Here is a 15,373-nt window from a genome sequence, read left to right as displayed (position 1 = left end):
ATGGAATCGATCGTCTAGTCACGTGAATCTAAAGTTCGCCACATAAAGTCTTCTGGGCTTTGTGGCAGAAGCGTTTGACGGAAGCCAATATCTGGTCTGCGGACTTGGTCCATTTGAAGGGCTTCGGGTTTCTGTTCGTACCCACGGTCGGCGCAGCAGCATTGACCCGGATTTCAGGCGAGAGAGCAGTTTTCTGGCAAGTCGAACGTCGTGCGCCTCGCCGGCGCTCAGCGCCAGCGGTACTGGCAGACTATCGCTATCGACCACCGCATGAATTTTGCTGGTCAAACCGCCGCGTGATCTTCCCATCGATTGGCGCTGGTTCCTGGTGATGCAGGCTCCATGCCGATGTACGCGGACAATGGAAGTGTCGATCATCTGGACAGCGGCGTCATGGGCAGAGGCAAGTCCATCTATGATACGGCTCCAGACGCCGGCTCCTCGCCAGTGAACGAAGCGGTTGTAGCAAGTGGTGTGGGGACTAAACGCTTGCGGAAAATCGCGCGAAGGCGCTCTGGATCGCAAGACCCAGAATATGCCATTCAAGACACGATGGTCATTCACCCGAGGAACGCCACGGGGCGTGTTCGGTAGCATTGGCTTGATGGCAACCCATTCATAATCGGCGAGTTCGTAGCGCATGATTCGATACCCCAGATTAGGAGCTTGAATCATGGGCGTCCGGCAGTTCCACAAGCCGCTCAACTGCTGAATAGCGGCATCGGAAACGTCGACGTCAATGCAGTCGCTTTTGACGAGCGCGACGAAGGGGCTTTTTCATGTCCTAATCAGTCCGTTACAGGTGCTGCAATCGATATTTTTCGAAGATGGTGAACCATTTGCAGCCTCTCCCACCTGGTCCTATCGCTGCTCTAAACGCCGTTTCACGTTTTCAAGCCCAAGGGCGGGGCTTGTCAGAACTGGAAGACTGTGGGCCGTGCCCCGCACTGCACGAGCCATCGAGGCCTGCGCAAAAACGACCACATCGACCTTCTGCGACAACTCTTCGAGAGCTTGACGGATTTGCGCGTCATGGGCTTCGACGTCCCCATCGGCGAGGAGTTGAAACGCTCCCTGAACAAGCACATGGTCGATCGCTATATCCTTGCCCGCCTCGCATGCCTGGCGCTTCAGCAGATCCACTGTCGGCACCAGCGTTGTGGACAAGGTCGCTAGGACGCCTATGCGGTTTCCATGCCCGACAGCGGCTTTGGCCATGCCTTCATCAATACGGAACAGCGGCACAGGGCAGAGCGCCACAATGTCATCGACTGCCGGTCCGAGAGTCGAACATGTGACGACAATCGCATCTGCCCCGGCGTCGGCTGCCGACCATACGTAGGTAGCGAGCCTTCGTTTCGTCAGATCGGAGAGCGACCCGCACTCAATGGTATTTCTCAAGAGGCTCTCGTCGAGGATCGCGAACGGCCTCCAGTCGGGCAAATGTTCTTTGGCGAGGCCCTCGAACTCGGAAACGACGCCGGAAACCGTATGGATGAAGGCCACCGTTCTGGCGGAACCTCTGGTACTTTGAAACGACATACGATTTTCCATCTAGTCGCTGAGAGCTGAGTTGGCGGAAGTGGATGTTTGGACCAGTTCATCAACCTGGTGCAGCGTGAGAATCCTCTTCTGGCGGCTTTTCATCGATCTCTATTGAAGTTTTCGAAGTTCTGAAGTGCCGCGAGAGGGCCCGAGAAGGATACGCATTCACGCGCTCTTTCGAAGAGGCTCCAATCCGACCGCCGCGGCGAGCCCGCCGATACCATCCACCTCCGTGTATTGATAGAAGGGGTTCGCGGGCTCATGACCGCGGTTCACCCATACCTTGCTCCTGATGCCCAGGTCGTAGGCCGTCATCAGGTCGTACCGGAAGGAGGAGGAGACGTGGGTGATATCTTCCGGGCCGCAGCCCAGCTTGTCGAGCATGTACTCGAAGCCCTTCATGTGCGGCTTGTAGGCGCCGGTCTCCTCGGCCGTGATGACCATGTGGAAGGGCGCGCCGAGCTTTTCGACGTTCGACATGATGAGGTTCTTCATTGAGTTCGACAGGATGACCAGCGGTATCTCCCTGGCAACCTTGGCCAGGCCCGCCGGGACGTCGGCATGTGGACCCCATGTGTGGATCTCTTCATTGATGCGCTGGGCGTCCTCCGGCCGAAATGCGACACCGTTGCGCCTGCACGTGCGCTCTACCGAATTATGCACGACCTCGAAGTACGGCTTCCACGCGCCAAGAACCTCGTCCAGGCGATAGGCCGCGAAATCCTTGATGAACCCTGCCATCGCTGCGGTGGATAGCTGAGAGCCATAGACTCTCCGTGCCGCACCGGCCATGTCGAAATGTGTCAGCGTGCCGTAGCAATCGAAAGTGATGTATTTCGGTCGGAACTTCGTCATGGTGTGGAATCCTCCCATCCTCTCGCCACTGCGCGCCGGTACGACGGGCATCATAATGAGCATCCCGTAAGATAAAGCGCCGCTTTCGGTGGAGCCGGAAGCAGATTGTGTCGTATCGGATCGAAGCTTTGGCAGAGAGTTGGGCCAAACAACCTTTCGAGTTGAGCTGCACCGCCACGCGCCGGACCTGCTCCGGCATAAGATGCGGCATCGATCACCAACGAAAGTCAAAACTCCTTTGGTCCAGGTGCTGCCTAGGAGCAACTGCTGACCTCGATATCCTACTTTGCCTTTCAGGTTGATATGGAGGCCGAAATGTTGATCAATTCGCTGATCGAACTGGATCGCGCACATCTGGTTCACCCGGTCTCGTCTTACCGCAACCATGAGACGTCAGGTGTGCGGGTGCTAAGATCGGCGAAAGGCGCGACCCTGACCGATGCCTCGGGACATCAATTGCTCGACGGCTTTGCAGGCCTGTGGTGTGTCAATGCCGGGTACGGACAAGACAGCATCGTTGAAGCAGCCACGAGGCAGCTGCGTGAACTGCCCTATGCGACAGGGTATTTCGGGTTGGGCTCCGAGCCGGCCATTCGTCTGGCCGCCAGGCTGGCTGAATTGGCGCCCGGCGATCTGAACCATGTCTATTTCACGCTGGGTGGTTCCGATGCCATCGACAGCACGATCCGCTTCATTCGGTACTACCATCATGCCGAGGGTTTGCCGCAGAAGGACCAGTTCATCTCTGTCGAGCAAGGCTATCACGGGTCCTCGACGGCCGGGTCCGGGTTGACAGCGCTGCCGGCCTTTCATGTAGGCTTCGGTGTGCCCTATAACTGGCAGCACAAGATTCCGTCGCACTATGCCTACCGCAATCCTGTCGGCTCCCATCCGCAGGCTATCATTGATGCGTCGGTCGCGGCCCTGCGAGCGAAGATCGCCGAACTGGGCGCAGATCGCATTGCGGCTTTTTATATCGAGCCGATTCAGGGGTCAGGGGGCGTCCTCGTGCCGCCGCCGTCTTGGCTGAAATCCATGCACGCGGTTTGCAAGGAGAACGATATTCTGTTCGTTGCCGATGAGGTCATCACTGGCTTTGGCCGTGTCGGCCCGTTCTTCGCCTGTGAAGAGGACGATGTCGTGCCGGACTTCATGACCACGGCGAAGGGTTTGACGTCGGGCTATGTGCCGATGGGTGCCGTTTTCATGTCTGACCGCGTTTATGACACGATTGCGGACGGCGCCGGCAAGATGGCCATCGGTCATGGCTACACCTATTCCGCACATCCGGTTAGTGCGGCGGTCGGGCTCGCGTGCTTAGACCTTTACGAGAATGGCTTGCTGGAAAATGGCCGCAAGGCCGGACGCCGCCTGATGGAGGGCCTTCGCTCGCTTGCCGATCATCCACTTGTTGGCGATGTCCGTGGTCGCGGCATGCTGGCCGCAATCGAGCTGGTCACCGACAAGCATCGCAAGACACCTCTGCCGGCGCAAGCCGACCCGGCTCGCCGCATCTTCGATCGGGCATGGGACAATGGCCTCGTCATCCGCGCCTTTGCCCAGGGTGTGCTGGGCTATGCTCCACCGCTCTGCTGCACGAATGACGATATCGATGGGATCATCGAACGAACGCGGATGACCCTCGACCAAACGCTCGAAGATCCGGACATCCGTGCGGCGATGAAAGGTTGATTTGTTGTACCGAGATGCCGCGTCCAGTTCCACCTTGGTACGCTGGACGTGCATGGTCTCGAGCAGAGTTGGTGCGGCAATCGGCCAAGCGCCATCGCCAGGTCAGAAGCCATTTCTCAGCTATTGAATATGCTTTCGAGAGGCAGGTGAGATTTCACGATTGGGGACTTCAGCACGACAAAGCTGAAGTACTTATCGATGCCGATATCCATTTCGACGAGACGTTCCATCAGCGCCTGATATTCGCTGATTCCCGCTGTGATAAACTTCACGAGGTAGTCATATCCGCCCGAAACCAGATGGCATTCGACGACCGAATCTATCTTTTCGATGGTCGTGAGAAAGCGAGCGAAATCGATCTGCCGATGATTTTTGAGCGTGATCTCGGCGAACACAGTCAGAGTTTGTCCGAGCTTGGAAGCGTCGATCTGGGCGGAATATCCGGTTATGAAGCCCTCCGACTGCAGTCTTTTGACGCGCATCAGACATGGGCTCGGAGAAAGGTTGATCAGCTCTGCAAGCTCGACGTTGGAAATCCGTCCATTCTTCTGCAGTTCGCATAAAATCCTTATGTCGATCTTATCGAGCTTCATAGGGCTGCCATTCAGTTTGCGGCTTGGATCGCCTGGCCGACAAGGTGCGCCATCTGTTGCGAGATACGCCGCCACTCGGGCCCATACTGGCGACCGGCGCCAGGCCGGCCGCTGGCGCGCCGGAAACATCTCGCGATGCGTCCGCCTGACGATTGGCGGCCAGAGCGGTGTCGAGGCACTGAGGCTTCAGCGTCATGCGCAGTTTCATAGCATTAACTGGCAGCTTGTCCCATCTGAGATCGGCATTCACGGATCGGCAGCGGCTAGCTTCTCGTCCGATCCGGCCCAACCGGCTCATCAGAACTCGGCGACCTTGCCCCACGAACCCGTTTTCAGACGTTCTGGGCTGTACGGACGCGGGTCGACGATCGGCTCGCTGCCCGTAATGATATCGGCAATCATATGCCCGGCGCCCGGACCAATCCCGAAGCCGTGGCCGCTGAAGCCCGCTGCGAGGATGAAGCCTGGAATAGCCTCCAGTTCACCGATTGCCGGAACGCCGTCCGGTGTGCTGTCGATGTAGCCCGCCCACGTATTGGAGATTGCGATACGCCGAAGATCCGGCAGCAACTCGCAAGCTCTTTGATATGTCGCCCGAATCTGCCGCAAGTCGGGGCGGGGATTGAGCGTCCGGTTCAGCTCCATTGGTGTCACTTCGTCGAGCGCCCATTTGGACAAGGACTCATGGCCGCCGCGTATCCCCTCGAATGCTCCAGGGGCGAGACTGCGCCAGCGGCGGGCGAACATGGGCACGAACTCGCGAGCGAACCTGAATTGCTGCGGCGTTGGATCGACGCGCGCACGCCCGCCGATTGCCGCAGTGTAGCCGCCGTTGCTGCGTCGCGTAAGCGACACGAGTGCGGTGTGCAGGGCATCAGGCAGACCGGCTGCGCCGGGAGCCAGGGCGAGAATCGACTGGCGCACCGAGGCCTGCGGGAACCGGATTCCGAGCTGGTTGCAGAAGGAAGAAGCCCAGGCGCCTCCTGCAAGCACCACCGTCTTCGTCCGGATCGCGCCCGCTTCGGTCACCACCCCGCTCACCCGACCGGCACTGAGTTCGATGCCGCGAGCGGCGCAATGCTGGTGCACGGTGCCGCCTGCCGCCATCATCGCGCGCGCTGCGGCGGGCACGGCCTTTGAAGGGTCTGCCGTTCCATCAGTTGGCGAGAACACCCCGCCTTTCCATTTACGACCGGTCGCTTTGCCTCTCTCGCTCGCCTCTTCCGCGCTCAGCATGTGCGTCGTAACGCCGAGCGTCTTTGCAAAATCGCGCCACTTCGCCCAGCCTGTCAGCTCCTTGTCGTCGTTCGAGAGATAGAGAAGCCCGCAGCGGCGGAAACCCGTATCTTCGCCGGATTCCTGCGCTATTCTCTTCCAGAGATCGAGACTTTTCATTGCGATCGGTAGCTCGCGCGCATCGCGGTTCTGTTGCCGGCACCATCCCCAGTTGCGGCTGGACTGCTCCGCGGCAACACGGCCCTTTTCCAGCAAGGCGACCTTAACGCCGCGACGGGCGAGATAGTGGCCCGTGAACACGCCCACCACGCCGCCACCGATGATGACGACGTCTGCCTCGCGAGGCAGGGACAGGCTTGATTCGATATGGATGAGCGGCGCACTCATGAGGCGAGGACTCCCAGCGTTTGACATATCGTAGCCGAGGAGTCGCGGCAGGTGCCCTGTGGGCATTTGTGATTACACGGAATTTCCTGCGGTTTGCTGCCTTCTGTTCAGGCTATTGTTGCGAGAACAGATTGCTCGCGCCGACCTCATTCGCCACAGCACCAGGGCCTCAAGCGCTTCGAGCACGTGGGGCTAGACGTGCCGTGCACAACGATAGTGCGCTTGTGCGCAAAAGGCAGGCCGCCTGAGAGTTCTCGTCGCGGCGGCAATCTCGATCTGGTCCACCTCGGGTAATTGATCTCCGACGTTTGGCGGCGCAGACTGAAATGCCAAATGGCACTTCGTTTTCAGAACTTCCTGCTGCTCGTAAGGCGCGTTTCGGCGACTCCGGGGTGATTGAAGCAGTCAAACTCGTAAATGCCGGGTCAATGTCGATCAACGGCAGAAGTTCTAAAGGGAAGCTGGATGAGCCTTGTCCAGGAACAGACCTTCGCAGGAGCAATCAAGCTGGATCGCACTGGTAGCTCCACGAACTTCGATTCAGTGATCGAGTTGGCCGCTCGTCCGATGCTTTGGCCTGAGCGACAGCTTTTTCCTGTTGAGCAGAAAGCTCTGAATCATGTCGCAGTCTCCGAACAGGGAATGGCAAAATGAGCGGCGAATTTTTGACCTGTCCGAGCGTTACGGGGACAAAAGGGGACGAAGAGCCAATCCGCAGCAGGATGACCCGACGCGATTGAAAGGGGAGACTGTTCAAATGGCCTCTGCTCCCCAGACTGTTGCCTCCGAAGATGTGGCACTCTCAGTGCGCGACCTGACCGTGAGCTTGCCGGCGGGGATGGAGCGGGTGCACGCCGTCGAGAACGTCTCCTTTGATCTGAAGCGCGGTCAGATCTTGTGCATCATTGGGGAATCCGGATCGGGCAAGTCGGTTACAGCCAATGCCATCATGGGGCTCTTGCCCAAGACGATCCGGGCTTCCTCAGGGGCAATCTTCCTTGAAGGGACGAACCTCGTAGGACTCTCGTCGGACAGGCTGCGCGACCTCCGCGGCCGGGTCGTGTCGATGATCTTTCAAGACCCGCTCTCCGCGCTCAATCCGCTGATGACGGTCGGCGAGCAGATCGAGGAGGTGATGGCTGCACACGCGGTCGGCAGCCCGAAATCCCGTCGCAGCCGCGCCATAGACTTGTTGTCTGAAGTGGGTCTGCCCGATCCGCAACTCATGTATCACCAGTATCCATTCCGGCTTTCGGGCGGGCAGCGGCAGCGGGTGATGATCGCGATGGCTCTGGCTCTGGAGCCCGCGATCCTGATCGCGGATGAACCGACAACAGCACTCGACGTGACGACCCAAGCGCAGATCCTCCACCTGATCCGCGACATTCAGCGCCGCAAGGGAATGAGCGTGATGTTCATTACCCATGACTTCGGGGTTGTCGCGGAGATTGCCGATGCGGTTGTGGTGATGGAAAAGGGGCGCTGCGTAGAACGGGGCAGCGCCGAGCAGGTATTGAAGTCGCCCAGTCACCTCTATACGCGCCGCCTGATCGCGGCCGTGCCGCATCTGACCGGCAAGGACCGCATTCCAGCGGAAGCTGCAGCCCAGGCCTCCATCCTGAAGGTCGAATGTCTGGTCAAGACCTATCGTAGTGGGAGTCCACTTTTCCGTACGCAGCGGATCGTGCCCGCCGTCAACGGGGTTACGTTCGACCTTGCGCCGGGACGCACGCTGGGCGTTGTCGGAGAAAGCGGTTCCGGCAAATCGTCGCTCGGCCGCCTGTTGATCAAGCTCCTGGACAGCGACAGCGGCGCCATTCTGTTCGAGGGACGAGACGTCGCCGAGCTTTCCGAAGCCCAATTTCGGCCGCTGCGGCCAAAGATCCAAATGATCTTCCAAGATCCATTCGCCTCGCTCAATCCGCGTTCGACGATCGGCCAGATTCTGACAGTTGGTCCGATTGCGCACGGGGTGCCTCACAAGGAGGCATGTGAGCAGGCGCGGGAGCTCCTGTCCCATGTCGGCCTGGATGCAGGAACTTTTGGCCGCTATCCGCACGAATTCTCGGGCGGTCAGCGCCAGCGCATCGGCATCGCACGGGCGCTGATGTTCAAACCAAAACTGCTGATCGCCGACGAAGCCGTCTCAGCGCTTGACGTGTCGATCCAGGCCCAGATCCTGAAGTTGCTGGACCAGATCCAGCGGGAGACTGGCGTATCGATGGTCTTCATCACGCATGATCTGCGCGTCGCCAGCCAGATTTGCGATGAGATCGCCGTCATGCATCGAGGACAGATCGTCGAACGCGGACCGCCGTCGCAGATCTTCCTAGACCCGAAATCCGCCTACACGCGCGAACTCGTCGCTGCCATCCCCGGCGAGCAGCCAAGAGGCGCTCGCGCGCTCGCGGGAGTCAATGAACACTGGCGGGACATAGCCAAGAACGAGGAGAGGTTATGACGGAAGTTTATTTCGGATCGAGCTATTCACGGCGCAATGCACTTCGACTGATGGTGGCTGGGGCTGCCGGCCTCGCTGCACCAGGTCTGTTGGGTACACCCGCCTTCGCTCAGAAGGCTCCCGCCAAACCGACCGGTCGCATCATCGTAGGACTTGGACAAGAGCCGACCGTCTTCAATCCGCTGATGGCACACATTGAAGTCGATGATGGTGTGCATTTCTCGGTTTTCGACGCGCTCTTCCGCATCGACCCAAAAGGCGAGATTCAGCCCAATCTTGCCGTCGAAGTACCGAACCTAAAGAACGGCGGCATTTCGGAGGACGGTCTCAAATGGCGCATCCGTCTGCGTGACAATGTCCGCTGGCACGATGGCAAGCCTTTCACGGCCGAGGATGTGAAGTTCACCCTCGAACTGATCACCAATCCCAACTTTCGGAGCTGGCGCACGGCCGGGCATGCGCTCGTGCGCGACATCACGGTGATCTCGCCCACCGAGATCACGTGGCGAATGGAGGAGGCCTTTGCGCCATATCTGTCGTTCCTGACCGAGACCTTCATCGTGCCCAAGCACGTCCTCGAGAAGGAGGCCAATCCAAACAACGCCGCCTTCAACCAGGCGCCGGTCGGCACCGGCCCGTTCAAGTGGAGCCAGCGAGTGGCCGGCGATCATCTCGAGCTGGTCGCTAATCCCGATTATTTCGGAGAGGGCCCTCACATCGAGAGGCTGGTCTTCAAGTACATTCCCGACCTCACGGTCCTCTATACCCAATTCAAGAGCGGCGACGTGGACCTTGTGGGCCAGCCCTACATCACGCCTGACCATTGCGGGGAAGCCCGGGGCCTGCCGAACCGCGTGGTGACACTGGTGCCACGGGCTTCATTCGAGTCCTTCTACCTGAACCTGGAACGTCCACAGTTCAAGGAGCTTGCAGTTCGCGAGGCACTCTACGCGGCGATCGACAAGGAGTCGATCATCCAGGGGCTCTATTACGGAGTACCGACCCCGACCGAGACCTTCATGCCGAGGCAGTCCTTATACTTTAATCCCAAACTGCCGCTGCACGAATTCAACCTGAACCGCGCGCGCCAGATCCTGGACCAAGCCGGCTGGGCGCCCGGGCGGGACGGCATTCGTGCGAAAAGCGGCGTCCTCCTGTCCTTCGCCAACTCGACCACTTCGGGCGATCCGCTTCGCGAGCAGGTGCAGCAGTTCTTACAGCAGACATTTGCTCAGTTGGGCGTCGAGATGAAGATATCGAACTTGCCCGCCGCCGTGATGTGGGGCGAGTTCTGGCAGCAATCGAAATTCGATTCCGTGATAGTCGGCAGCACGTATCTGATCGGCGCTGACCCGGACGTTACCAATCGCTTGCACTCGCGTTCGATTGGAGCGAAGGGCGGGCGTGGTTCGAACAATGCGCAGTATTCAAATCCAGAGGTCGATGCCTTGCTCGACAAAGGGGCTCGCAGCTTCGATCCGGAAGCGCGGCGCTCGATCTACCATCGGGTACAAGAGCTTGTCCGTCGCGACCTGCCCTTCCTTCCGCTGTACCAGAGCAACGCGGTCCAAGGTAACAAGAAAGGGATTTCCGGCGCCGTGCCGAACGTGAACACGCGCACCGAATCCTGGAACGCGCTGGCTTGGTACTGGGCGAGCTGATGCAGTGCCGCACGAGGCTTCCATGGCCAGTGGACGGCGATGAAGTAGCACTATCAAGGTAAACTGGAGACTCGAATGTCCGGGTTCCTGCTTAATCGCTTCTCGCAGAGCATCGTGCTGCTGGTGATCGTCTCGATGATCGGCTTCACGGTCCTCAACTTCATGCCGGGCGGTCCTCTCGCGCAGTTCGGGCTTGATCCTGGCATGACCCAGAAGGACATTGAGCGATTGGCAGAGCAGCTAGGGCTGAACCGGCCGCTGTGGATTCAGTATTTTGACTGGGCTTGGCGGCTGGTTCAGGGCGACTGGGGACACTCTTTCCGCGACGGCGCGCCGGTGCTGGCGGTGATTGGGCGTCATCTCTTCGCTACGCTGCTGCTCATGGGTACCTCCACGTCACTAGCCATCGCCATTGGTTCCTGGATCGGAATCCGCAGTGCCACCCACCGCTATTCCCTCTTCGACTATTGCGCGACGGTCGGCGCCATGGTCGCGCTGTCGGTCCCGACCTTCTGGTTCGGCCTCATCGGCATCTATATCTTCACGCTGAAGCTTGGTTGGGTGCCTGCAGGAAACATGTACACAATCGGCGACGGCTCGGTGCTGGACTACTTGCATCATCTGATCTTGCCCAGCTTGGTGCTATCTCTGGTTCATGTCGCGATCTGGAGCCGCTACATGCGCACCGCAACCCTCGATGCGCTAAGCCAGGATTTCGTCAAGACGGCTCGCGCCAAGGGACTAAGTGAGCGCCGCATCCTGCTGAAGCATGTCGTCGGTAATGCACTGTTGCCGATGATCACGCTGGCAGGGGTGCAGCTGCCCAGCATTCTGACCGGCGCGTTGGTCACTGAGACCATCTTTACCTGGCCGGGAATGGGGCGGCTGTTCCTCGACAGCCTCGGCTACAGTGACTATCCGATGGTCATGGGGTTGTTGATATTCTCAGCCATCCTGGTCGTGCTGGGCAATCTGGTCGCCGACGTCCTTGTCGCTTTTGTCGATCCGCGCATTCGTCTCAGCTGAAGACGCAGGTCGTGCCGCTAACAGGAGCCCAGTTATGACCGCTATCGCCGCGAACCTAACCCCAGCCCGCTGGTGGCACAACCGTGGGGTGCGCCGCTTCATGCGCCACCATCTAGCGCTCCTCGGAATCGCGATGATCGCCGTGCTCGTGTTGGCGTGCGTCTTCGGCCCTTATGCCTTGCCTTACGACTCGCTCCATATAGATCTGCGCGCCCGCTTTGCTCCTCCGCTGAGTGGTCACCATTATTTCGGCACCGACCCGTTGGGGCGAGACTTGGCTGTACGATTGTTGATGGCCGGGCGTGTCTCGCTGCTGGTGGGATTCTCCGCAATGTTGTTGTCAACGCTGATCGGAACGTTCGTCGGCGTAACCGCGGGCTATCGCGGCGGCTGGATAGGAGCGGCGCTGATGCGCACGGTGGATGGCTTTCTTTCCTTCCCATCGATTTTCCTCGTGCTTGCGTTGGCCGCTACGCTCCGGCCCAGCCCGGTGATGATCACTATCATCATCGCTGTCACGAGCTGGATGGAGGTTGCCAGAATTGTCGAGGCCGAGGTCCGCTCGCTGCGCGAGCGCGAGTTTGTCCATGCTGCGCGCATGGTGGGGCTGAGCGGCAGGCATATCATGCTTCGCGAGATCCTGCCCAATGCCACGGGTCCGATCATCGTGGCCGCGAGCTTGACCGTTGCCCGCGCAATTCTTCTGGAAGCCTACATCAGCTTCCTCGGTTACGGCATCCAACCGCCGCTGCCCAGCTGGGGAAACATGCTCAACGGCGCCCAGCAGTATCTGGCCAGCGCGCCATGGCTTGCCATCATTCCAGGCGCCGCAATCACGATCGCAGTGACCAGCTTCAACTTCATCGGCGACGGACTGCGCGATGCGCTCGACGTTAGAGACGACCACATTTGAGAGCTTGAGATCAATGCGATGTGAGTGGCGGGAGAGCGTTGAAAGCTATGCAGCAGAATTTCGTGACGAGCGCGATGGTCGCAAGCGTCGCGTTGGCTGATCATCACCCATCTTGTCAGTAATCCAGGCCACCCTTTAACACACGAGAAGTCAGCTAAATGCACGAGCCGAGAGCCGCCGAGAAGGATACACCCTACTGGTGGGAAGCCTCACCGCTTAAGCCGCTGCCCCAACAGACTGTTCCCAAGAAACTCGACGTGCTGATCGTGGGCGCTGGCTATGCCGGCCTTTCGGCCGGGTTGGTGCTGGCCCGCGAGGGACGCTCGGTTGCGGCCTTTGACGCGATGAATCCGGGCGAAGGAGCGTCGACGCGCAACGGTGGAATAACCAGCGGAACCATTCGGCCGGATTACGCGACGATCACCCGACGGTTTGGCGAAGAGAAGGCGCAGGCGATCGAGGCGGAGGGCAAGATCGCGCGTGAATTCCTTTACGATTTCATCAAGACCGAAGGGCTCGCCTGCGATTTCCAGCTGGTCGGGCAGTTCAAGGGCGCGTTCGGATATGAGCAGTACGAAACGATGGCGCGCAGCGCTGAGACACTAGCGAAGAGGCTGCGGATCGAGTCTTACGCCGTTCCCTATGCGGAGCAGCGCAGTTACACCGGCACCGACGTCTACCGTGGTGGCACGGTCCGGCTGGACATCGGTGGGCTACATCCGGCGAAATTTCACGCTGAACTTCTTCGCGTGGCGCTCGCCTCGGGAGTCGCGGTCCATGCACGCACGCCCGTCATCTCGATCGAGAGGGATGGCTCCGGCTTCGGCGTCGTGACCTCGGCCGGATCGGTGCAGGCGCGTCAGGTGCTGGTTTGCACGAATGGCTATACCGATGGTGCCGTTCCCTTCCTGCGCCGCAGGCTGGTCCCGGTTCGCAGCCGGATCATTGCAACCGAGGAGCTCGCACCTGACGTCATGGCGCGGCTGATGCCGAAACGCATGATGATGACCGAGAACCGCCAAGTCGGGTTCTATTACCGCCCATCGCCCGACGGCACACGTATCCTGTTGGGGGGCCGCGACAGTTCTCGTGTCGGCAACCCGGTGGCTCCGAAGCTCATGCTGCGCAAGGGGCTGGCGAACCTTTTCCCGGAACTGGAGAGTGTTCGCCTTTCGCATAGCTGGTTCGGCAATGTGGCCATGAATCGTGACATGCTGCCGCGCATCTTCGAAAAGGACGGTGTGGTCTATGCCAGCGGGTTCTGCGGTTCAGGCGTGGTCTGGGCGCCCTGGATCGGTATGCATGCGGCCCACAAGCTCATGGGAAACCACGAGCGCGCGCGCACGGCCTTCGACTTCCGTCCGCCGGCCTCCATCCCGCTTTATCGTGGCGACCCCTGGTTCATGCCCGCCATGATCTGGGGATATCGGATGCAGGATCGGTTCGCGCTGTGGCGCGACCGCCGCTGATGACCGGAAGCGCTATCGGGCATTCTCGAAGCTACATGTCAGGCATGCACCGAGCGGCACCGCCGCCTCCCGAAGGAAGAGCATCGATGCACTACGTATCCACGCGCGGCCATTCAGGTCGCAAACAGTTCTGTGAGACATTGCTTGAAGGTCTCGCCCAGGATGGAGGGCTGTACGTACCTGAGACCTACCCCCATGTGGACGACACTATGCTGGATGCGTGGCGTGCCTTGTCTTACCCCAGCTTGGCCTTCGAGGTCCTGTCGCTCTACGTCAGCGATATTCCGCCCGCCGACCTGAAGGCAATCTGCGAAAAGACCTATATGCCGGAGATCTTTGGAAGCCCTGATATCACGCCGCTGCGAAAGCTGGACACGGGGCTTTACCTTCAGCAATTGTCGAACGGTCCTACTCTGGCGTTCAAGGACATGGCCATGCAGTTGCTTGGCAATCTGATCGAGTACGAACTGGCGCGCCGGCATGAGGAATTGAACATTCTTGGGGCGACCAGTGGCGACACCGGGAGCGCTGCAGAATACGCAATGCGCGGGAAGAAAGGGGTGAGGGTCTTCATGATGTCGCCCCACGGGCGGATGAGCGCCTTTCAGCAAGCTCAGATGTTCAGCCTGCAGGACGACAACATCCACAACATCGCGATAGACGGGGTGTTCGACGATTGCCAGGACATTGTGAAGCGGGTGTCCAGCGATCTGGAATTCAAACGACGACATAGGATCGGTGCTGTCAATTCGATCAACTGGGTCCGAATAGTAGCGCAGGTCGTCTATTACTTTTCCGGTTATTTTCAAGCCTCAGAAGGGAGGTCAGCAGGCGTTGACGTTACCGTGCCTTCAGGAAACTTCGGAAACATCTGCGCTGGTCATGTCGCGCGCATGATGGGACTTCCAATATCCCGACTAGTCCTTGCGACCAACGAAAACGACGTGCTCGACGAGTTTTTCCGCACCGGCGTGTATCGCGTCCGAAGCCGAGCTGACACGCTCGAAACATCGAGCCCTTCCATGGACATTTCCAAGGCATCAAATCTCGAGCGTTTCGTCTTCGACTTGCTCGACCGCGACGCCAGTCGGACGAAATCGCTGTTTGACGACGAACTCAGAGAACGAGGCTCGTTCGATCTTAGTGGTGATCCCAGGTTTGTAACGGCGGCGACGCGTTTTGGCTTCCGCAGCGGCAAGAGCACCCATGCCGATCGGCTGGCGACGATCCGTGACACGTGGGGCCGCTACAACACCGTGGTCGATCCCCACACGGCAGATGGTCTGACGGTCGGGCGCATACACACAGCCCCTGAGACGCCGATGCTTGTGCTCGAAACTGCACAGCCAATCAAATTCGCTGCGACGATGAGGGAAGCGTTGGGCCGGCAGCCGGATCGTCCGCAACGGTTCGATGGAATAGAAGACCTGCCGAGGCGAGTCAAAGTCCTTCCCCCGGATGCACAGACTGTGAAGAACTACATCGCCGACGTCGTGCAAGCTGCGACCTGCTGAACGTCGATTTCCGATCGAGGA

At 59.4% G+C, this 15,373-nt stretch carries 12 protein-coding genes and 1 pseudogene; 8 read left to right on the top strand and 5 right to left on the bottom strand.

The annotated features are described in order from the left end of the window. Positions 1 to 134 precede the first annotated feature (134 nt). The 3 genes and pseudogenes from FXV83_RS35875 to FXV83_RS35865 form a co-directional block, all read right to left on the bottom strand. Positions 135 to 642, bottom strand: a pseudogene (locus FXV83_RS35875) (IS5 family transposase); the annotation flags it as partial. A 219-nt stretch (positions 643 to 861) separates the two neighbouring features. Further along, on the bottom strand, positions 862 to 1,554 hold the full coding sequence (locus FXV83_RS35870) for an aspartate/glutamate racemase family protein (protein ID WP_430648969.1): 693 nt from the start codon (positions 1,552 to 1,554) through the stop codon (positions 862 to 864). A gap of 156 nt (positions 1,555 to 1,710) precedes the next feature. Next, positions 1,711 to 2,400, bottom strand: coding sequence for a haloacid dehalogenase type II (locus tag FXV83_RS35865; RefSeq protein ID WP_148744261.1), 690 nt, complete (start codon positions 2,398 to 2,400; stop codon positions 1,711 to 1,713). A gap of 315 nt (positions 2,401 to 2,715) precedes the next feature. Between FXV83_RS35865 and FXV83_RS35860 the strand changes: the two genes are divergently transcribed. After that, positions 2,716 to 4,092, top strand: coding sequence for an aspartate aminotransferase family protein (locus FXV83_RS35860; protein ID WP_148744260.1), 1,377 nt, complete (start codon positions 2,716 to 2,718; stop codon positions 4,090 to 4,092). A 116-nt stretch (positions 4,093 to 4,208) separates the two neighbouring features. Here the strand turns inward: FXV83_RS35860 and FXV83_RS35855 are convergent, their stop codons facing one another. Both FXV83_RS35855 and FXV83_RS35850 read right to left on the bottom strand, forming a co-directional pair. Then, positions 4,209 to 4,685, bottom strand: a complete 477-nt coding sequence (locus FXV83_RS35855; protein ID WP_148744262.1) for an Lrp/AsnC family transcriptional regulator — start codon at positions 4,683 to 4,685, stop codon at positions 4,209 to 4,211. Between the two features lie 297 nt (positions 4,686 to 4,982). After that, positions 4,983 to 6,308 (bottom strand): NAD(P)/FAD-dependent oxidoreductase, encoded by a 1,326-nt coding sequence (locus FXV83_RS35850; RefSeq protein ID WP_148744259.1) that lies wholly within the window; start codon positions 6,306 to 6,308, stop codon positions 4,983 to 4,985. A 465-nt stretch (positions 6,309 to 6,773) separates the two neighbouring features. On the opposite strand from FXV83_RS35850, the gene FXV83_RS35845 reads away from it, so the two are divergent. From FXV83_RS35845 to thrC, 7 genes are all read left to right on the top strand, one after another. Next, entirely contained in the window at positions 6,774 to 6,962 is a 189-nt protein-coding gene (locus tag FXV83_RS35845; RefSeq protein WP_148744258.1) for a hypothetical protein, read from the top strand. 103 nt (positions 6,963 to 7,065) lie between these two features. Beyond that, positions 7,066 to 8,769, top strand: a complete 1,704-nt coding sequence (locus FXV83_RS35840) for an ABC transporter ATP-binding protein (RefSeq protein ID WP_148744257.1) — start codon at positions 7,066 to 7,068, stop codon at positions 8,767 to 8,769. Then, the gene (locus FXV83_RS35835; protein WP_148744256.1) at positions 8,766 to 10,430 is read left to right on the top strand and encodes a peptide ABC transporter substrate-binding protein; all 1,665 of its coding nucleotides are present in this window, start codon (positions 8,766 to 8,768) and stop codon (positions 10,428 to 10,430) included. Before FXV83_RS35840 ends, FXV83_RS35835 begins: the two co-directional genes overlap by 4 nt. A 75-nt stretch (positions 10,431 to 10,505) precedes the next feature. Continuing rightward, positions 10,506 to 11,456 carry an ABC transporter permease gene (locus tag FXV83_RS35830; RefSeq protein WP_148744255.1) on the top strand — a complete coding sequence of 317 codons (951 nt, stop codon included), beginning with the start codon at positions 10,506 to 10,508 and terminating at the stop codon, positions 11,454 to 11,456. Between the two features lie 34 nt (positions 11,457 to 11,490). Next, a complete protein-coding gene (locus FXV83_RS35825; RefSeq protein WP_148744254.1) occupies positions 11,491 to 12,369 on the top strand; it encodes an ABC transporter permease in 879 nt (292 codons plus the stop codon). 158 nt (positions 12,370 to 12,527) lie between these two features. Next, positions 12,528 to 13,838: an NAD(P)/FAD-dependent oxidoreductase gene (locus FXV83_RS35820; protein ID WP_148744253.1), complete on the top strand. Its 1,311-nt coding sequence runs from the start codon at positions 12,528 to 12,530 to the stop codon at positions 13,836 to 13,838. An 86-nt stretch (positions 13,839 to 13,924) separates the two neighbouring features. Further along, a complete protein-coding gene (gene thrC, locus FXV83_RS35815; RefSeq protein ID WP_148744252.1) occupies positions 13,925 to 15,352 on the top strand; it encodes a threonine synthase in 1,428 nt (475 codons plus the stop codon). The last annotated feature ends 21 nt before the right edge of the window (positions 15,353 to 15,373 follow it).

This window comes from Bradyrhizobium hipponense, from assembly GCF_008123965.1.
In the GTDB taxonomy this organism is placed as follows: Bacteria; Pseudomonadota; Alphaproteobacteria; order Rhizobiales; family Xanthobacteraceae; genus Bradyrhizobium; species Bradyrhizobium hipponense.
The sequence above is the reverse complement of the archived record's forward strand: the minus strand, read 5'-3'. Positions and strand labels throughout refer to the sequence as shown.